This window comes from Aeromonas sp. 75A (assembly GCF_051919425.1).
In the GTDB taxonomy this organism is placed as follows: Bacteria; Pseudomonadota; Gammaproteobacteria; order Enterobacterales; family Aeromonadaceae; genus Aeromonas; species Aeromonas veronii.
In genome coordinates, this window is sequence record NZ_JBQBES010000002.1 from 815,996 (window position 1) to 833,189 (window position 17,194).

Consider the following 17,194-nt stretch of genomic DNA (forward strand, 5'->3'; position numbering starts at 1 on the left):
GAAACGGGCCGAGGCTCTCAGGCCGTCTGCGGCTCCGGCTCGGCTTCGCTATCCAGATCCCGGCTAAAGTAGGCGCGGGTCTCGGCGATCACCACATGGCGCAGGCCAATCAGGCCGATGAGGTTGGGCACCGCCATCAGGCCGTTAACGATATCGGCAAGCAGCCAAATCATGTCCAGATGGAGGAAAGCACCGCTCGCTACCAGCGCCAGATAGACCAGACGATAGGGCTTGATTGCCTTCACCCCGAACAGGTACTCGGTGCAGCGCTCGCCGTAGTAGTTCCAGCCAAGGATGGTGGTAAAGGCGAAGAACAGCAGGCCAATGCTCACCAGATACTGGCCAACATGGGCATCAAGCCCCTGGGCAAAGGCCAGACTGGTCATGGCCGCGCCGCTTGCATCGCCGCTCCACACGCCTGTGACCACCAGGGTCAGGCCGGTCATGGTGCAGATGATGATGGTGTCGATGAAGGTACCGGTCATGGAGACCAGCCCCTGCTCCACGCACGAATCGGTCTTGGCTGCCGCCGCCGCGATGGGCGCAGAGCCCAGTCCCGATTCGTTGGAGAAAACCCCGCGCGCCACCCCGGACTGAATGGCCAGCATGATGCTGGCACCGACGAAGCCGCCGGTCGCCGCATGGCCGGTGAAGGCACTCTCGATAACCAGCATGACGGCATCGGGCAGGGCGCTGGCGTTGTTCACCAGCACGCCCAGACAGGCGACGATGTAGAAGATGGCCATGAAGGGCACCACCTTGCTCGACACGCTGGAGATGGACTTGATCCCCCCCAGGGTCACCAGCGCCACGATCAGGGTCAGCACCACGGCGGTCGCTTCACGGGGCACCGAGAAGGAGAGGCTCATGGCATCGGAGATGGCATTGACCTGCGGGAAGGTACCGATCCCGAAGAAGGCCACACCGATACCAAATAGGGCAAACAGCTTGGCGAGCGGCTTGGAACCGAGCCCCTTCTCCAGATAGTACATGGGGCCACCCGCCATCTGGCCATTGGCATCCTGCTCGCGATATTTGACCGCCAGCAGACACTCGGCGTACTTGGTGGCCATGCCGAACAGCGCCGCCATCCACATCCAGAACAGGGCACCGGGGCCGCCGAGCTTGATGGCGGTAGCCACCCCGACGATGTTGCCGGTACCGATGGTGGCAGAGAGGGCGGTACAGAGGGCGCCGAAGCTGGAGACATCCCCCTGCTTGCCCTGCCCCTGATCGCGGCCAAAGACCAGCCGCAGCGCGAGTGGCAAGCGCACGACCTGAAGCAGACCCAGACGCAGGGTGAGATAGATACCGGTCCCGACCAGCAGGATCAGCAGGGGCGGCCCCCAGATAAAGCTATCGATGGCGGTTAACGCCGATTGAATTGATGACATGCATCCTCCTTAAGAAACAGAAATTAAGGAGGAGAAGGATGATCTTCCCATAGGTGTCGCGATCGGCCAGAGGCGATCGGATGCGGGCCAAGCCCAGGTACAACCATCCCATCCCCTCTGTCCTTTTGCCTGAGAGTTTCCGGCGCCAGCCTGCCCTTGCGGGTAGTCATGGTGCCTTGCTCCTTCGGCGCCCGATTTAACGGGTCTCTCCAGAGTATCGTCCAGTAGCAGTCCACACCGGTTGCCCGGTACCTGAAAGATTCACTTCTTCGGTGGATGGTTGCCCATCGCTCTCCTGCTACCTTCATCCGAACTAGTTTGGATTAGGAAGTCGGCATGTTAATCCAAAAAATGTGAGCTGTCTCGCACTTGGCCGCCCCCATTTATATTTTTTTAGTGACCATCAGAATCGCAGCAAGAATGTTAAATGTTAGTTAACTATCAACAAGTTAGGCTCTCACGAATCAAATGTGGCCCAAACGGGAAAAATGGCGGATAGAGAACAGTGATCCCTCTCGTTTCGCCAAGAAAATCTTGCCGACATATCCAATCAAAATGCTTGCACACAGAATCAATAAGCCGATAATCCGCTGCATAACCAAGCACTTTGTTATCAATTTATGCACTGTGTTCGGTTGGTCCCACCGGACCGCTCGCCTGACCCGGCCGTCGCCGGTTCAATCGCATATGGCTTGGGCATATCACGCCCCCTAAGGATGACCAAAAGAGAATGAACGAGACCCTGGTTGCAAAAGATGTGGTCGCACAAGATTACCGTCAGCTGGTTGAACAATTCGGCTCCCCCCTGCTGCTGCTCGACAAGGCAGCCGTCCGCAAACAGTATCGGGCCCTGGCCGCCGCCCTGCCCGATGTACGATTGCACTATGCACTCAAACCCCTGCCCCATGAGGCGGTGGTCTCTGTCTTGAAGGAAGAGGGGGCCTGTTTCGATCTAGCCACCAATGGCGAAGTGGATCTGGTCGCAGTCAGGGGGTTCGCCCGGGACGTTGCATTCATACCCATCCCATCAAGCGCGACAGCGATATCCGTTACGCGCTGGAGTTCGGCTGCACCGTGTTTGTCTACGACAACCCGCTGGAGCTGGAGAAGTTCATTCCCTACAAGGACGAAGTGAAACTGCTGCTGCGGGTCAGCTTCCCGAACCCCGAGACCAAGGTCGATCTCTCCAAAAAGTTCGGCTGCACTCCGGAGCAGGCGCTGCCGCTGTTGCAACTGGCCCACGCCAAGGGGATCAAGGTGATGGGGCTGTCGTTCCACGTCGGCTCCCAGGTACCCCACGCCCGTCGCCATGTGCAGGCCATCGACGCCTGCCGCGAGATCATGGAGCAGGCCTGGGCGCTCGGGCTCAAGCCCTGGGTGCTGGATATCGGCGGCGGTTTCCCGGTCGATTATGAGGGGGGCGAGTTCGATATCGACGGCTTCTGCGCCCCGATCCGCGAAGCGCTGGCCAAGTTGCCCGCTACCGTGCAGAAGATTGCCGAACCGGGCCGCTTTATCAGCGCACCGGCCATGACTTCGGTTTCCAGCGTGATGGGCAAGGCCCACCGCGGCGACAAGATCTGGTACTACTTGGATGACGGTCTCTACGGCAGCTACAACGGCCAGCTCTATGACCACGTCACCTATCCGGTGAGCACGCCTTATGCCAGTGGCGAGCAACACAACTCGGTGCTCTCCGGCCCCACCTGCGACAGCGTGGATGTGATCCGCGATGGCATCATGCTGCCGGACCTGGCTATCGGCGAGTTGGTGGTTGGCAAGGTGATGGGCGCCTACACCTGGGCCTCGGCCTCCACCTTCAACTTCTTCCCCAAGGCCAGCATCCTCATTCTGGACAGCAGCCAGAAGGGGCAGAAGCTGGTGGCAGTAGCCTGAGCACACCGCTCGCCAACAGGTTCACTGGGCAAAAACAAGAGGGGGAAGCTTGCGCTTCCCCCTCTCTCATTTCACCAACCCCTATCAGATAAACTGACTGGTCAGCAGCCAGCCGGTGTAGGCGACGAAGCAGGTGAGCAGCACGCCCCCCTCCAACCGGTTGATACGGCCCTGCCCCTTGCGGCCCAGACACATCACCAGCAGCAGCAGGGTCAGCCCCATCATGATGCTCCAGTCACGGGTGAGCACCTCCGGCGCCACATCGAGCGGGTGGATGCCCGCCGCAATCCCCACCACCGCCAGGGTGTTGAACAGGTTGGAGCCGAGCACGTTGCCAAGGGCCAGATCATGCTCGTTCTTGCGAATGGCGATGAGGGACGAGGCCAGCTCCGGCAGGGAGGTTCCCACCGCGACTATGGTGAGACCAATCACCAGATCGCTGATACCGAGCGCCTGAGCGATGGTCACCGCCCCCCACACCAGCAGGCGGGAAGCGCCGATCAGCAGCACCAGCCCGACCACCAGCCAGAAGATGGCGCTCTTGAGGGACATCCCCTCGCTCTCGATATCCTCGGCGGTCTCGGTATCCAGCGCATCGCCCTTGCCATTCATGCCAGCCCAGATGGACCAGCCCATCAGGGCAACGAAGACGGCCCCCAGAATGACCGCATCCATCCGGCCCAGATGACCATCAATCAGCAGTGCGCCGGAGAGCAGGGTAATACCGAGCAGGATCGGGATCTCCTTGCGCACAACCTGAGAGGCCACCGCGATAGGGCTGATCAGTGCCGTCAGACCCAGGATCAGCGCGATATTGGTGATGTTGGAGCCATAGGCATTGCCGAGCGCCAACCCGGGATTGCCCTGGGACGCCGCCAGCGCCGAGACCACCATCTCCGGGGCCGAGGTACCAAAACCGATGATCACCATGCCGATCAGCAGCGGCGGCATCCCCGCATAACGGGCGGTGGCAGCAGCGCCATCGACAAACTTGTCTGCACTCCAGACCAGCAGCGCCAGTCCGGCAATCAGGGCAACAAAAGCCAGGGTCATAGGATCTTCATCTCTTGTTATCTGCAACGAAGCGCCAGCCCAAACGGGCAGGCACCATGGGAAAGTGGCGCCAGTGTAGCTGTGCCGCCTCCCATTTCAAGGGGAAATCAAACCGTGATTAACATTTCACAGTGCAGCCAGCAGGCTCGCGGCATCGGAGACCTCGAACTTGCCCGGTGCCTCCACAAACAGCTGCTCGACTACACCATCGTTGGCGATCAACGCAAAGCGCTGGGCACGGATGCCGCCAAAGGCGCCGGTATCCTTGGCCAGATCCAGCGCCCGGGTCCAGCTGCCGTCGCCATCCGCCAGCATGGTGATCGCCTCGGCATTCTGGGCCGTCTGCCAGGCCCGCATCACGAAGGCGTCGTTGACCGACAGACAACAGATGGCATCCACCCCTTTGGCCATAAACTGATCGGCCAGCACCACATAGCCGGGCAGATGAGCATTGGAGCAGGTGGGAGTAAAGGCGCCAGGTACCGCAAACAGCACCACTTTTTTACCGGCGAACAGCGTCTGGCTATCCCGCAGCTGCTTGCCCTCGGCGGTGATAAAGGTAAATTCGCCCGCAGGCAGGGGTTGTCCTACAGCAATCATGATTTCTCGTCCTGAGTCGTGATGGGAAGTCGCCAGTTTATCCCAGAGTGACGATGCCGCCTAACAGCAGCTCTGAGCCTGACCATGGATAGCGGCAGGCATTTTCCCCTTGGGCAGACTACTCTTGAGCTGGTTTCACGGCGCCAGGAGGCCCCATGCAACACTATTACGATGGTCTGGAAATTCGTCCCCCCGCCATGCGCGAACAGCAGCAACTGGACCAGCTCAATCATCAGCTTACCCATGTCAGTCAATACTGCGCCGGTTACTCCAGCGCCTATCGCCAGTGCCGCCTCGAGGATCTGGCAGAGCTGGCCACCCTGCCACTGCTCGACAGCAAAGAGCTCTTTGCCGCCCAGCAAGCTCATCCCCCCTTTGCCGGTCTCACCGGCCGTCCGGCCAGTCAGGCGCTGCGGGTCTTCTCCTGTCCGGGCCAGCTGGCCATCCCCGAGTATGCGGGTGCTGACTGGTGGGGGGCCGCCCGGGCGCTGTTTGCCGCCGGTTTCAAGGCGGGGGAAGTGATGCTCAACGGCCACGACTATCACGCTGGCCCCACCGCCTTTATCTTCGATAACGGCGCCCGCCAGCTGGGGGCTCCCGTGGTACCCTGCGGCCCCCACGATACCCAGCGCCAGCTGGAGGCACTGCTGCGCTATCAACCCACCGGCTATGTCGGCCCGCTGGTGACCCTGCTCGACCTGCTGGAAGCGGCCGAGGCAGCAGAGATCCCGAGCGACTCGCTGCGCCACGCCCTATTGTGCGAAGCAACCCATCCCGAAACGGCACCACTGCGCGCCATTCACGGCATTGCGGCCCTCAACTGTCTGGTGTGGCAGGATGTAGGGGTGGTGGCCTACGAGAGTCAGCCCGGTCAGGGCTTTATCGTCAATGAGAGCTGCATCGTCGAGATCATCGATCCCGCCAGCGGCAATCCCGTGAGCGGCGACGAGACCGGCCAGCTGGTGGTGACCCGACTCGATCTGGAGTATCCATTGCTGCGCCTCGCCACCGACTGGCAAGGGCACTGGCTCGCCAAGCCAAGCGCTTGCGGGCGCACCAACCGACGCCTCAAGCTGGTGTAGCAGACCAACTAAATGCACAAAGGCAGACGGGCAGCCATCAGGCTGCCCGTCTTGTCTCTGGAGAAGAGAATATATGAAGTTGGTCAGCGCCTTGCCTGCCAGGTGGCGATGGCGAGCAGGGAGTCGGGGGTAAATTCGTTGGCGCGCTCAGCAATCTCGGCCAGGCTCATCCAGTGCACCGCGCTCACCTCTTCGGCCTGCAACTGCAGCGGTCCCTGATAGCGGCAACTGAAGAGGCCACCCCAAACCCTGTAGCCCTCCCCTTCCGCATAAAAGCTGCCAAAGCCCTGCAGTGGAACATCCATAATCCCCAGCTCCTCGGCCAGCTCGCGGCGGGCGGAGCGCTCCATCTCCTCACCGGTGGTGACCACGCCACCGGCGCAAGCATCCAGCATTCCGGGGCAGAAATCCTTGCTGAGGGTGCGTCGCTGCACCAGGATCCGATCCGCGTCGTCGAGCACCAGAATATAGCTGGCGCGATGGCAGAGATTCTCCCGCCGCACCTTGGCTCGCTCGGCCACGCCAATCACCCGGTTATCCTCGTCCACCACATCAACCCATTCCACGCACAGGCCCTTTTATTTGTTCCATTCAAGCCCGCAGTATATCGGTGCGGTGGTTTGCCATGGCACAACTTTTTCGATGATGCCGTCAATTTGCCGAGCTCACTGGCAAAATAAGGATTCATGCAAATCTTTATAAACCGTCATATCAGTGTCATCGACCGACACCATAATGTGCCCTGTCCAGGCAATCAGGAACCTTGTGATGAAGATGTTCAAGCAGTTATCCCCACGGCAGATCGCCCGCTACATCAAGAGCTTTCACCGAGGCTATTTTGCCATCGAGTCGCTGGGGACATTTGAATTCAACGCGGGCAGGATCAGCCTCCATGGCCTGACCTGCCGCCAGCGGCTAAGACTGGCTCGCCAGATCAATCAGGCCGTCAACCAACTTCGTCACAACGCGCCTTTGCCGGACATGTGAGTCAAAGGGTCTTGCCCTACTGTCTGTGGTGTATCCATGCTTTGCCCGCCGGCTACTGGCCGCGCGGGCCGTTTTCGATGTCGGTAATGATGCCGTTGCGCACCGTCACGAAGCGCATGAACTCGTTCTTGCCGAAGTTGTAGGTCCAGCGTTCGCCATATTTGACCTGCACCATGTTGCCAAACTGGTTCTCCTCGTTGCGGTTGAGCTCTTCGCGCAACATCGGCTCACCGCACTTGAGCAGCATCTCGGCGGTGGTGTCTCCCTCGGTGATCAGGGCGTTCTTGCAGCGCATGGCATCGGCACTGGCCGGAATGCTCAGCAGCAACAGGGCCAGCCCCGCTACCTTCTTCATCTTCTTGCTCATCGGGTTCTCCTTTCCTGTCGAATGAGTCGCAGTATGCCTGTTCCCGTTTCTGAAAAAACCAGTCAATGGCGCAAAAGAGCCGCCATTTTCTGCTCTCCAGCCCGCTGGTTGCGACAAATGCTGTCTATCACCAAGCCCCAAAAACAAACGGCGACCCGAGGGTCGCCGTTTGCATCAAGCCAGCAGGATCACAGGATGTCCAGCAGCTCGACTTCAAATACCAGTGCAGAGTAGGGCGGGATGGAACCGGCACCACGGGCACCGTAGGCCAGGTCGTGGGGGATGTAGAGCTTCCACTTGGAACCAACCGGCATCAGCTGCAGCGCTTCAACCCAGCCAGCGATCACGCCGGTCACCGGGAATTCAGCCGGCTGGCCGCGGGCGACGGAGCTGTCGAATACGCCACCGTGGGTGAAGGTACCGTGGTAGTGCACGCGAACGGACTGACCGGCTACCGGAACGGCACCGTTGCCTTCTACCAGCACTTCGTACTGCAGACCGGAGTCGGTCACGTTCACTTCAGCGCGCTTGGCGTTGTCAGCCAGGAAGGCTTCGCCGTCAGCAGCGGCGGCCTTGGCAACGGCTTCCTGCTCTTCTTGCATGCGTGCAGTGATCACCTGGAAGGCATCATTGATATCGTCACGGCTGACCGCGAACTCCAGACCATTCAGGGCATCTGCCAGACCTTGTTGCAGGGCCGGGATATCCAGACCGGCGAAGGCTTGCTGCGCCAGCTGATCACCCATGTTGCGGCCGATGCCATAGCTGGCCTTCTGTTCGATAGAGTCGTATTGGGACATTGAGATGTTGCTCCAGATCCATGTAGTAAAGAGGCGGGATAATATCAGACTTTTAGTCGGGGTGCTGCCGGGGCCGCCCCTGATTTCCCCGTCAGTGGGAGGAACTTCACACAAGAAGCGGATGAACGCCGCCCAACGGCGGCGATCTGCTTAACCGCGATCCAGCAAGGCTCTGACTGCCGCCACCTTGGCACCGTCGGTGATATTGACCCGGCCATCATCCGAAGTGCCCATATTCACTCCGTGTGGCACCATGCCACCGCGCCAGCCCATGCCGGACATATGCACTTCGCTCACTCCGGTGAACTCGATGATGGTACGCACATTGTCGGCATTGACCCCGGCCCCCGGCATCAGGCTGGCACGCCCCGCCAGCGCCTGCTGCATCTCTTGCAGGGTTTCCAACCCAGCCAACGCGGTCGGCGCATGGCCCGAGCTCAGAATGCGCTCGCAACCGGCCGCGACTATGGTCTCCAGATCAAGACGCCAGTCGGAGGAGAGGTCGATGGCGCGATGGAAGGTGACTCCCAACGGGCCAGCGGCATCCACCAGCTGTTTGAGCTTGGCGGCAGGCACCCGCCCCTCCTCATCCAGCAAACCGACCACCACCCCTTGCAACCCCGCAGCACGTGCGGCCGCGATATCTTGCAGCATCATCTCGAACTCGCCGTCATTGAAGCAAAAATCCCCGGCGCGCGGGCGGATCATGGCATAAACAGGCACGGTGGCGTGGCGGGCCGCCTGCTGCATAAAACCGTAGGAGGGGGTCAGGCCGCCCAGACCCAGCGCAGAGCAGAGCTCGATGCGATCCGCCCCGGATTGCTGGGCAGTAAACAGGGATTCCAGGTTGTCGATACAGATTTCAAGACGGGTCATGAGGACTCCTTTTTCGGGGAGATCAGACCCCACATCTGATCTCATAGATTGAGCAAGGCTGCGCCGCGCGCACCACCGGCGCCGCCGAAGCGGGCCTGGCGGATCTCGGGCAGGGCGACCCCGGGCAGCAAGTGACCGGGCAGACGCAACGGCAGCTGTTCATAGAGGGCGGGCAGGCCGCTCAGGCCGCCCCCCAACACCACCACCTCGGGATCAATCACCGAAATGGCGGTGGCAAGCCCGGCGGCCATGATCTCCAGCCAGCAGTCGACCGTCTCGACCGCATGGGGTTCATGGGCCTCGAAGCGTCCCACAATCTGGTGACCCGTGGCGCGCTGGCCATGGAAATGGTGATAGAGACGCTCCAGACCGGTGCCGGAGGCATAGGTTTCAAAACAGACCAGACGGCCGCAGCCGCAACGGGGACGGGGCAAATCGGGGTACTTCATCAGCATGGTCGCGGGCAAGGGGTAGTGACCAATCTCGCCAGCCAGCCAGTTGCGCCCCTGAATAAGCTTGCCCGCCAGATAGACGGCGCCGCCGATACCGGTGCCGATGGTGACGCCGAGCGCACTGCCTGCGCCGTCGGCGGCACCCTGATGCACTTCGGACCAGAGGAAGCAGTTGGCGTCGTTATCCACCTTGACCGACCGCTCCAGCAGTTCGGCCAGATCTGCGCCCAGATGGCGACCATTGATGGAGGGCAGATTAGCCGCCACTATGCTGTGATCCTGGCTGTTGATGACACCGGGGAAACCGATGCCGACCGAGCCCCGTGCGCCGAAGCGGGCATCCGCCTGCTCGACCCGGGAGCGGATCAGCTGCTGCAGCCCCTCGTAATCGTTGCCCGGGGTGCTCATGCGCTCCTCGTGGCAGAGGTTCAATGCACCGTCATAGACCGCGAAGGCGATCTTGGTGCCACCGATATCAAAGCCGTAATACATGCCAGCACTCCCTTGTCAGCCCGTGTTTATCCAACTCTGTTCCAAGGGGGACATTGTATTAATTCGCAAAAAAAATAAAGTGACCGAAGGCGAAAAACGGGAGAGTGATCAGAGCAAACGGCTCATTTGTCGCTGCAGGCAGGGCTGCCCGAGGCTTATCAGGGTGCGCTCCTCGCCATCAAAGACAAAGCCGCGGCGCAGGTAGAACCCCTCGCCGATGTGGTTGCCATCGAGCAGCCACAATTTGACGCTATGGCAACCGGCGCGGCGCATCTGCATCGCCACCGCCTGCCACAGCCGTTTGCCATAGCCTTGTCGCCAGTGGTCGGGATGGAGGTAAAAAGCGCGGATCAGGGCATGACTCTGTCCCACTTCCTGCTGTGGTTGCCAGTAGAGCAGGCCTATCACCACCTCATCGAGACAAAGCAGCATGGGCCTTGGGCCCGGCTCGGCCAGACGGCTCTGCCAGATCTGCAGATGGGCGGTGACATCGAGCTGTTCCAGCAGGTCGGCGCCGAGCACCTGGCCATAGGCAGCGAGCCAGCTGGCTCGCTGCATCACCGTCATGGCGGCGGCATCGTCGCTGCGCGCCATGCGCAGGCTTATGCCTTGCATTGGGGCACCAGACCGTTGGCGCGGGCCTGCTCATAGAGCGGCAACACTTGCGCCTGTTGCGCCTGCAACTCGGCGATCCGGTTCTCGTTGCTCGGGTGGGTGGAGAGCAGTTGCGGCGGGGTGTTGCCACCGGCGGCGGCACTCATGTTTTGCCACAGGGGGATCGCCTCGGCCGGATTGAACCCGGCGCGCGCCATCAGCTCAAGCCCCAGCCGATCCGCTTCGCTCTCCTGAGTACGGCCATAGGGCAACATCACCCCCACCTCGACCCCGAGGCCAAGGGCGGCCATGGTGGCGCCGCGATACTCGCTGGTGCCCATGGCGATGTCCGCAGCCGCAAGACCAATCCCCGCCAGCTGGCTGCGCGAGAGTCGCTCGTTGGAGTGCTGGGCCAGCACGTGAGTCAGCTCGTGGCCGATGACGGTCGCCAGCTGATCCTGATTTCTGGCGACCTTGAGCAGACCGCTATAAACCCCGATCTTGCCGCCCGGCAGGGCAAAGGCGTTCACCTGTTTGGAATCAAACACGACGACCTCCCAATCAGTAATGCCGTAGCTGGCGGGCACCTGGGCGGTCACCGCCTTGGCGACACAGGAGACATAGGCATTGAGTTTGGCATCCTTGCTCACCTTCTCCTGCTTTTTCATCTGCTCGAAGGAGTCGGCGCCCAGCTGGTTCATCTGCTGGGGAGAGTAGAGCAGCATCTGGCTGCGGCCGGTCGGCGACTGGGCACAGGCGACCAGCAGGGAACTACAGAGGGCTACCAGGCCAAACTTGGAGAGGGACGCAATCATGAAGGGATCCTTTGCCATAACGTTGCCCTATTCTCGGAAATGCCGCCCTGCTGCGCAAGGGAGCCAGCCCCCGGCTGGCGGAAAAATATCCATCCTACGCTATTAACAAAACTGACAGTCGCCAAAAACAAAACGAGCCCGCTTGGGGCTCGTTTTATCAGGGCATGCTGACTGCAGGCAGTTACATGATACCCAGCTTTTTCAGGTCAGCCTGTACCACCTTGGCCGGCACCGGCACGTAGCCATCTTTGGCAACGATGTTCTGGCCCGCTTTGGAGAGCATCATCTTGACGAACTCTTGCTCCATCGGGGAGAGCGGCTTGTTCGGATGCTTGTTCACGTAAACGTACAGGAAGCGTGACAGCGGATACTTGCCGGTGATGGCGTTATCGGAGGTCGCTTCGATGAAGGTCTTGCCATCTTTGGAGAGCGGTACTGCACGCACGCCGGAGGTGACATAACCAATACCGGAGTAACCGATGCCGTTCAGGGAGGCAGAGACAGACTGCACCACGGAGGCAGAACCCGGCTGCTCGTTCACGCCGCTCTTGAAGTCGCCGTTACACAGGGCGTGCTCCTTGAAGTAACCGTAGGTACCGGATACGGAGTTGCGACCGAACAATTGCAGATCCTTAGAGGACCAGTTGCCGTCCAGACCCAGATCAGACCACTTGGTGGCAGCCTTGGCTTCGCCACACTTGAGGGTGCTGGAGAAGATGGCGTCGATCTGCGGCATGGTCAGCCCCTTGATGGGGTTGTCCTTGTTGACGAACACCGCCAGGGCATCGACTGCAACGCGGATGGCAGTCGGCTTGTAGCCGTAACGCTTCTCGAATGCTTCCTCTTCACCGGCCTTCATGGCACGGCTCATCGGACCGAACTGGGCAACACCTTCGGTCAGGGCAGTCGGTGCGGTAGAAGAACCGGCGGCCTGGATCTGCACGTTGACGTTGGGGTACAAGCGCTTAAATTCTTCGGCCCACAGGGTCATCATGTTGGCCAGGGTGTCCGAGCCGACAGAGGACAGGTTGCCCGAAATGCCGCTGGTCGGTGTGTAATCCGGCAGGTCTTTATCCACACCGGCAGCCAGGGCGCTGACAGAAAACAGGGTTGCTGCGGTGAATCCGATTACACCAGCCAGTTTGTTGAGTTTCATCCAATCTCTCCAAAGTTACAGAAGGTCCGTTCTTAAGACGGCGCCAGTATCTGACCTGGCAGTGACAAATTTATGGATTTAATGTGACACTTTAATGACATGGCGACAGATTTGAACAAATGAAAAGAGGGCCCGTTAAAAGGCCCTCTTTTTGCAGCTAACTCATTGCCATAAAAGACTATTTAATCACCACCATACGGCTCGGGATGAGAAAGCTGAAGCGGCTGCCAAGGCCGACCCGGCTCTCGATATCGAGCTGGCAGTCGTGATGACTGAGGGCATGCTTGACGATGGCAAGGCCCAAGCCTGAGCCGCCGGTGTGGCGCGAGCGTGCCTTGTCGACCCGATAGAACCGCTCGGTCAACCGCGCCAGATGCTCGGGGGCAATCCCCTCCCCTTCATCGCTCACGGCAAACAGCGCCATCGCCCCCTGCTTGCGCCACTCCACGGTAATTTTTCGCCCCGCCGGGGTGTAGTGAATGGCGTTGTAGACCAGGTTGGAGACGGCACTGCGCAGCTGCTCCTGATCCCCGCGCACCAACAGATTGGGCTGCACCACAAATTCGAGCTGGTGGGCCCGTTCGCCCGAGAGCGCTCGCGCCTCCTGCTCCAGCAGCCCCAACATGGCAGGCATGTCCACCAGATGGGAGAGATCCACGGTCGGGGCCGCCTCGATACGGGAGAGGGTGAGCAGCTGATTGACCAGATTATCCATCCGGATGGTCTGCTCCATCATCACCCGATGCGCCTTGGCCCACATGGCGGGCGGGGGCGGCTCCTCGGTCATCTCCAGATAGCCCTTGAGCACGGTCAGCGGGGTACGCAGCTCGTGGGAGACGTTGGAAACGAAGTGCTTGCGAGTTTTCTCGAGACTGCGCAAGCGGGTGACATCCCGTACCACCAGCATCGCCTGATCGGAGGCGTAGGGCATGATGCGAAACTCGAGAAACTTCTCCTCGTTGACCGGGGAGTGCATCTCGAGGGGCTCGTCATACGCTCCCTTGCCCAGATAGGCGTTAAAGGCCGGATTGCGAATGAGGTTGCCGATATGCTGGCCGGCATCCTCCGGCCAGCGAAAACCGAGCAGTTGCTCCGCCAGCCGGTTGCACCAGAGGATGCTGCCATCGGTGCGAAACACCACAGCGGCATCGGGCAGCGCCTCGGCCCCCTCCCGGAAGCGGCGGATCAGCCCCGCCAGCTCGCGGCGACGGGCTCGGTGACGCTGCTGCAGCTTGTAGATACCGTTGAAGATGTACTCCCAGCTGCCATTGCCGCTGGGGGGCACCAGGCTGCGGTCGTGCCACAGCCAGTCAGAGAGCCGCTTCTGGAAGCGATAGTGCCAGCCCAGATGCAACACGGCCGCCACCAACAGGCAGAGGGCAAGATGATCAATCAACCAGCCAACCAATGCGAAGGGGGCGTAAAAAAACGCCATTCGCCACAACTGTCGCCGCCAGGCGTAAGGTTGCAACATAACTGCCTCTAGAGACGGGTTGAGAAGCGGTATCCGGCTCCACGCACCGTCTGGATCAATCTGTCGTGCCCTGTCTCTTCAATCGCCTTGCGCAAGCGACGAATATGCACATCCACGGTTCTGTCCTCGACGTACACATTGGTACCCCAGACATTATTGAGCAGCTGTTCACGGCTGTAGACCCGCTCGGGGTGAGTCATGAAGAAGTGAAGCAGCTTAAATTCGGTCGGCCCCATGTCGAGCGCCTTCTCTTCGGCACTGACCCGGTGGGAGACAGGATCGAGTTTCAGCCCCTGCACCTCGATCACCTCGTCCACCGAGGTAGGCGACACGCGGCGCATCACCGCATGGAGGCGAGCGGTCAGCTCCTTGGGCGAGAACGGCTTGGTGATGTAGTCGTCGGCTCCGGCCTCCAGACCACGCACCTTGTCCTCCTCTTCACCGCGAGCGGTGAGCATCACCACCGGGATCTGGCGCGTCACCTCATCCTGCTTGAGCTGCTTGATAAACTGGATGCCACTGCCGCCCGGCATCATCCAGTCCAGCACGATGAGTTCGGGGTAGGGTTCGCGCACCTTCGCCAGTCCATCGGCGTAATCTTCCGCTTCAATCGTCTCATATCCCTTCTGCTCCAACACGAAGCAGAGCATTTCGCGGATCGGTGCTTCGTCCTCGACCACCAGAATTCGCTTAGCCATTCCCTTCTCTCTCCTCTGTGAAGATGGGTGCGCCAATTATTAGAATTTTCTGTGACACTTTTATGACTTTATGACAGGCGGGATGATAAACGTTTTCAGATTCAGTTGGCAGCAGTACGTTGCAACAAGTCCCACCGGTTGCCGCTGATATCCTCAAATACCACCACAGTGCCATAAGGCTCGTCGCGGGGCTGTTCACAAAAATGAACACCATACGCCTGCATACGCTGGTAATCCCCCCAGAAATCAGTGGTCTCGAGGAACAGAAATACCCGGCCACCGCCCTGCTGGCCGATGGCGGCCTGCTGCTGCGCATTGGCCGCTTGTGCCAGCAGCAACGCGGAACCGGGGGTGCCTTTGGGGGCAACCCGCACCCAGCGCTTGCCCGGTTTGCCCGGCTCGTCGAGCCGGGTGTCTTCCAGGAGCACAAAGCCAAGTCCCTCGGTAAAAAAGCGAATGGCCTGATCGTAATCGGCGACCAGCAGGGTCAATGCACCGATGTGTTGTGACATGGCAGAAAATCCTCAACGGATGAGTCAACGGGCGCAATGCCCCCGGCAAGGGCGCATCATAGCGGCTGGACGGACAGGGCTCCAGCCATCATGTGCGTCTTGAAAACGACCGATGAGGGGGAGTGAGCACTCAAGGGGCTTCGCGCAGCGTCCGGTAGAGGGTGGTGCGGCTGATCCCCAGCTGGCGCGCGGCCTCACTGACGTTGCCGCCGCATGCCGCCAGCGTTTGCTGCACCTGCCGCCGGGTTTGTTCACGCAAGCTGGTCGCCTCCCCCATCGGCAAGACGCCGGGCTCTGTGGCCACACTGGGCAGATGCAGGTGGGCGGGTTCTATCCAACCCAACCCCTCTGCCAGCACACAGGCCACTTCCAGTGCCTGCTTGAGCTGGCGCACGTTGCCGGGCAGCGGATGGGCCAGCAGCTGTTGCTCCGCATCGCGGGTCAGACGCAGGGTCGGGTCCATCTCCGCCAACAGTCGCTGGATCAGCCCCAGACGCTCAGCGGCAGGCCAACGGCGCAGCGGCATCAGCTGCTGGCGCCAGCCGCAGATCCGGTAATAGAGGTCTTCGCGAAATGCGCCACTCTGCACCATGGCCGCCAGATCCCGGTGGCTGGCACTGACCAGCCAGAAATCCACCGCCTCCGGCTTGTGACTGCCAACCGGCGTCACACTGCGCTCCTGCAATACCCGCAGCAGTCGGGTTTGAGCCTGCAGCGGCAGTTCGCCAATTTCATCGAGCATCAGCATGCCGCCGTGGGCTGCACGCAGATAACCCTGACTGCCCTGGCTGCGGGCACCGCTGAAGGCCCCGCCCACATACCCAAACAGCTCGGCTTCCACCAGATCTGCTGGTAACGCGCCACAGTTGACGCACACCAGTGGCTGCTCCCGCCGACTTGACGCTCGGTGCAGGGCCCGCACCAGATGCTCCTTGCCGCTGCCGGTCTCCCCCTCGATAAGCAGCGAAATGCCGCGCTCCAGCATCTTGAGCGGCACCTGCTGCGGATGTGGCACCGGGCTTGAGTGACCAGGCAGCACGGTGCAGGAGGGTGTCGCGTCCGCTTCTGGCACCAGCCGCAAGCCACGCCCCTCGCGCAGCAGTTGTCTGCCATCGAAAGGATGCTGACCGAGCCAAAGTCGGCCTGCCCGGTTGGCGCCGAGCAGTTCCCCCCCCTCTCCCAGCAACAGGCGAGCGGACCAGAGGCTCTGGGGATCGAGATCCACCAGCCAGCCCGGCTGACGCGCCAGCAGTGCGTTTTCGAGGGTCATGGCCAGCAGCCGCACCGTGCCCAGCATATCGCCATCGTGATGGGCCGCATCGGTGGAGATATCGAGAACCCCCAGCAATTGCCCATCCGGCCCGAACAACGGGCAAGCACTGCAACTGAGGAAGCTGTGCTGGGCGAAGAAGTGCTGATTGCCGAGCACCTGCACTTCGCTCTGCTCGGCCAGCGCGGTACCGATGGCGTTGGTACCCTTGCTCGCCTCCCCCCAGCGGGCGCCACTGCGCAAAAAGATACGCTCGGCATGGCGGGCGAACCCCTCATCACCACTGGCAGCCAAAATGGCCCCCTCACCGTCACACAACAACAGGCGACAGGGACGACCCGCCAGCAACTGGGCAAACAGCGGCAGTACGAAGCGCTGGAAGCAGGCGATCAGCGCCCTGTGCTGCTCCTGACGGGCCGACAGCTCCCCATGGGGCAGCAAGTCAAGATCGGCGCTCTGCTGGCGGCTCAGCCCCTGATGCAGGCAACGCTGCCAGGAACGCTGGATCGGACCGGGACCGGGTTGAAGTGACTCACTCATCACGCCTCCTGTTCACAAACAGCACGACTGTCTCGGCCACTGTCCAGAAACGGTACAGTTTTATCGCAATAGCCGTGGACATTGGTTAACCAAGATACGCTGCCACACCCCGTTTGATAACGTTTTTGTAACCTTT

General features: G+C 60.8%; 17 protein-coding genes, 1 pseudogene and 1 riboswitch. Of the genes and pseudogenes, 3 read left to right on the forward strand and 15 right to left on the reverse strand.

Annotated features, from left to right (window positions below):
• Positions 1-17: 17 nt before the first annotated feature.
• Positions 18-1,394: an alanine/glycine:cation symporter family protein gene (locus tag ACTG2T_RS03570; protein WP_005338391.1), complete on the reverse strand. Its 1,377-nt coding sequence runs from the start codon at positions 1,392-1,394 to the stop codon at positions 18-20.
• Positions 1,395-1,501: 107 nt separating this feature from the next.
• Positions 1,502-1,617: riboswitch (glycine riboswitch) on the reverse strand.
• Positions 1,618-2,124: 507 nt separating this feature from the next.
• Here ACTG2T_RS03570 and ACTG2T_RS03575 point away from each other — a divergent pair.
• Positions 2,125-3,290, forward strand: a pseudogene (locus tag ACTG2T_RS03575) (type III PLP-dependent enzyme).
• A gap of 84 nt (positions 3,291-3,374) precedes the next feature.
• Here ACTG2T_RS03575 and ACTG2T_RS03580 read toward each other — a convergent pair.
• Entirely contained in the window at positions 3,375-4,343 is a 969-nt protein-coding gene (locus ACTG2T_RS03580; protein ID WP_005343920.1) for a calcium/sodium antiporter, read from the reverse strand.
• Positions 4,344-4,469: 126 nt separating this feature from the next.
• Positions 4,470-4,943, reverse strand: a complete 474-nt coding sequence (locus tag ACTG2T_RS03585) for a peroxiredoxin (protein WP_021229130.1) — start codon at positions 4,941-4,943, stop codon at positions 4,470-4,472.
• 155 nt (positions 4,944-5,098) lie between these two features.
• Here ACTG2T_RS03585 and ACTG2T_RS03590 point away from each other — a divergent pair, with 155 nt between their 5' ends.
• Positions 5,099-6,025 (forward strand): phenylacetate--CoA ligase family protein, encoded by a 927-nt coding sequence (locus ACTG2T_RS03590; protein WP_139399529.1) that lies wholly within the window; start codon positions 5,099-5,101, stop codon positions 6,023-6,025.
• A gap of 83 nt (positions 6,026-6,108) precedes the next feature.
• Here the strand turns inward: ACTG2T_RS03590 and yfcD are convergent, their stop codons facing one another.
• Positions 6,109-6,591 (reverse strand): NUDIX hydrolase YfcD, encoded by a 483-nt coding sequence (gene yfcD, locus ACTG2T_RS03595; RefSeq protein WP_330124097.1) that lies wholly within the window; start codon positions 6,589-6,591, stop codon positions 6,109-6,111.
• A gap of 202 nt (positions 6,592-6,793) precedes the next feature.
• Here yfcD and ACTG2T_RS03600 point away from each other — a divergent pair, with 202 nt between their 5' ends.
• A complete protein-coding gene (locus tag ACTG2T_RS03600; protein ID WP_330124096.1) occupies positions 6,794-7,012 on the forward strand; it encodes a DUF1107 family protein in 219 nt (72 codons plus the stop codon).
• A gap of 52 nt (positions 7,013-7,064) precedes the next feature.
• On the opposite strand, the gene ACTG2T_RS03605 is transcribed toward ACTG2T_RS03600, so the two are convergent.
• The 11 genes from ACTG2T_RS03605 to ACTG2T_RS03655 form a co-directional block, all read right to left on the reverse strand.
• A complete protein-coding gene (locus ACTG2T_RS03605) occupies positions 7,065-7,379 on the reverse strand; it encodes a DUF2845 domain-containing protein (RefSeq protein ID WP_005338404.1) in 315 nt (104 codons plus the stop codon).
• 188 nt (positions 7,380-7,567) lie between these two features.
• On the reverse strand, positions 7,568-8,179 hold the full coding sequence (locus tag ACTG2T_RS03610; protein ID WP_033135133.1) for an FKBP-type peptidyl-prolyl cis-trans isomerase: 612 nt from the start codon (positions 8,177-8,179) through the stop codon (positions 7,568-7,570).
• Between the two features lie 150 nt (positions 8,180-8,329).
• Entirely contained in the window at positions 8,330-9,055 is a 726-nt protein-coding gene (locus ACTG2T_RS03615; protein WP_005338406.1) for a copper homeostasis protein CutC, read from the reverse strand.
• A 41-nt stretch (positions 9,056-9,096) separates the two neighbouring features.
• On the reverse strand, positions 9,097-9,999 hold the full coding sequence (locus ACTG2T_RS03620; protein ID WP_330124095.1) for an ROK family protein: 903 nt from the start codon (positions 9,997-9,999) through the stop codon (positions 9,097-9,099).
• A gap of 108 nt (positions 10,000-10,107) precedes the next feature.
• Positions 10,108-10,614, reverse strand: a complete 507-nt coding sequence (locus ACTG2T_RS03625; protein WP_330124094.1) for a GNAT family N-acetyltransferase — start codon at positions 10,612-10,614, stop codon at positions 10,108-10,110.
• The gene (locus tag ACTG2T_RS03630; RefSeq protein WP_330124093.1) at positions 10,602-11,408 is read right to left on the reverse strand and encodes a M48 family metallopeptidase; all 807 of its coding nucleotides are present in this window, start codon (positions 11,406-11,408) and stop codon (positions 10,602-10,604) included. Before ACTG2T_RS03630 ends, ACTG2T_RS03625 begins: the two co-directional genes overlap by 13 nt.
• 181 nt (positions 11,409-11,589) lie before the next feature.
• Complete coding sequence (locus ACTG2T_RS03635) at positions 11,590-12,564, reverse strand: PstS family phosphate ABC transporter substrate-binding protein (RefSeq protein ID WP_005338411.1); 975 nt, start codon at positions 12,562-12,564, stop codon at positions 11,590-11,592.
• Between the two features lie 178 nt (positions 12,565-12,742).
• On the reverse strand, positions 12,743-14,038 hold the full coding sequence (gene phoR / locus ACTG2T_RS03640; RefSeq protein WP_005338413.1) for a phosphate regulon sensor histidine kinase PhoR: 1,296 nt from the start codon (positions 14,036-14,038) through the stop codon (positions 12,743-12,745).
• 8 nt (positions 14,039-14,046) lie between these two features.
• Positions 14,047-14,736 carry a phosphate regulon transcriptional regulator PhoB gene (phoB, locus tag ACTG2T_RS03645; protein WP_005338414.1) on the reverse strand — a complete coding sequence of 230 codons (690 nt, stop codon included), beginning with the start codon at positions 14,734-14,736 and terminating at the stop codon, positions 14,047-14,049.
• Between the two features lie 101 nt (positions 14,737-14,837).
• The gene (locus tag ACTG2T_RS03650; protein WP_158111244.1) at positions 14,838-15,248 is read right to left on the reverse strand and encodes a VOC family protein; all 411 of its coding nucleotides are present in this window, start codon (positions 15,246-15,248) and stop codon (positions 14,838-14,840) included.
• A 130-nt stretch (positions 15,249-15,378) separates the two neighbouring features.
• On the reverse strand, positions 15,379-17,058 hold the full coding sequence (locus tag ACTG2T_RS03655) for a sigma-54-dependent Fis family transcriptional regulator (RefSeq protein WP_330124092.1): 1,680 nt from the start codon (positions 17,056-17,058) through the stop codon (positions 15,379-15,381).
• Between the last annotated feature and the right edge of the window lie 136 nt (positions 17,059-17,194).

Excerpts from the sequence above, each read along its gene's own strand:
- ACTG2T_RS03600 (WP_330124096.1), top strand. The coding sequence starts at position 6,794 with ATGAAGATGTTCAAGCAGTTATCCCCACGGCAGATCGCCCGCTACATC.
- ACTG2T_RS03615 (WP_005338406.1), bottom strand. The coding sequence starts at position 9,055 with ATGACCCGTCTTGAAATCTGTATCGACAACCTGGAATCCCTGTTTACT.
- phoR (WP_005338413.1), bottom strand. The coding sequence starts at position 14,038 with ATGTTGCAACCTTACGCCTGGCGGCGACAGTTGTGGCGAATGGCGTTT.
- ACTG2T_RS03625 (WP_330124094.1), bottom strand. The coding sequence starts at position 10,614 with ATGCAAGGCATAAGCCTGCGCATGGCGCGCAGCGACGATGCCGCCGCC.
- ACTG2T_RS03650 (WP_158111244.1), bottom strand. The coding sequence starts at position 15,248 with ATGTCACAACACATCGGTGCATTGACCCTGCTGGTCGCCGATTACGAT.
- ACTG2T_RS03605 (WP_005338404.1), bottom strand. The coding sequence starts at position 7,379 with ATGAGCAAGAAGATGAAGAAGGTAGCGGGGCTGGCCCTGTTGCTGCTG.
- ACTG2T_RS03630 (WP_330124093.1), bottom strand. The coding sequence starts at position 11,408 with ATGATTGCGTCCCTCTCCAAGTTTGGCCTGGTAGCCCTCTGTAGTTCC.
- ACTG2T_RS03635 (WP_005338411.1), bottom strand. The coding sequence starts at position 12,564 with ATGAAACTCAACAAACTGGCTGGTGTAATCGGATTCACCGCAGCAACC.
- ACTG2T_RS03590 (WP_139399529.1), top strand. The coding sequence starts at position 5,099 with ATGCAACACTATTACGATGGTCTGGAAATTCGTCCCCCCGCCATGCGC.
- ACTG2T_RS03655 (WP_330124092.1), bottom strand. The coding sequence starts at position 17,058 with ATGAGTGAGTCACTTCAACCCGGTCCCGGTCCGATCCAGCGTTCCTGG.
- ACTG2T_RS03570 (WP_005338391.1), bottom strand. The coding sequence starts at position 1,394 with ATGTCATCAATTCAATCGGCGTTAACCGCCATCGATAGCTTTATCTGG.
- ACTG2T_RS03610 (WP_033135133.1), bottom strand. The coding sequence starts at position 8,179 with ATGTCCCAATACGACTCTATCGAACAGAAGGCCAGCTATGGCATCGGC.
- phoB (WP_005338414.1), bottom strand. The coding sequence starts at position 14,736 with ATGGCTAAGCGAATTCTGGTGGTCGAGGACGAAGCACCGATCCGCGAA.
- ACTG2T_RS03585 (WP_021229130.1), bottom strand. The coding sequence starts at position 4,943 with ATGATTGCTGTAGGACAACCCCTGCCTGCGGGCGAATTTACCTTTATC.
- ACTG2T_RS03580 (WP_005343920.1), bottom strand. The coding sequence starts at position 4,343 with ATGACCCTGGCTTTTGTTGCCCTGATTGCCGGACTGGCGCTGCTGGTC.
- ACTG2T_RS03620 (WP_330124095.1), bottom strand. The coding sequence starts at position 9,999 with ATGTATTACGGCTTTGATATCGGTGGCACCAAGATCGCCTTCGCGGTC.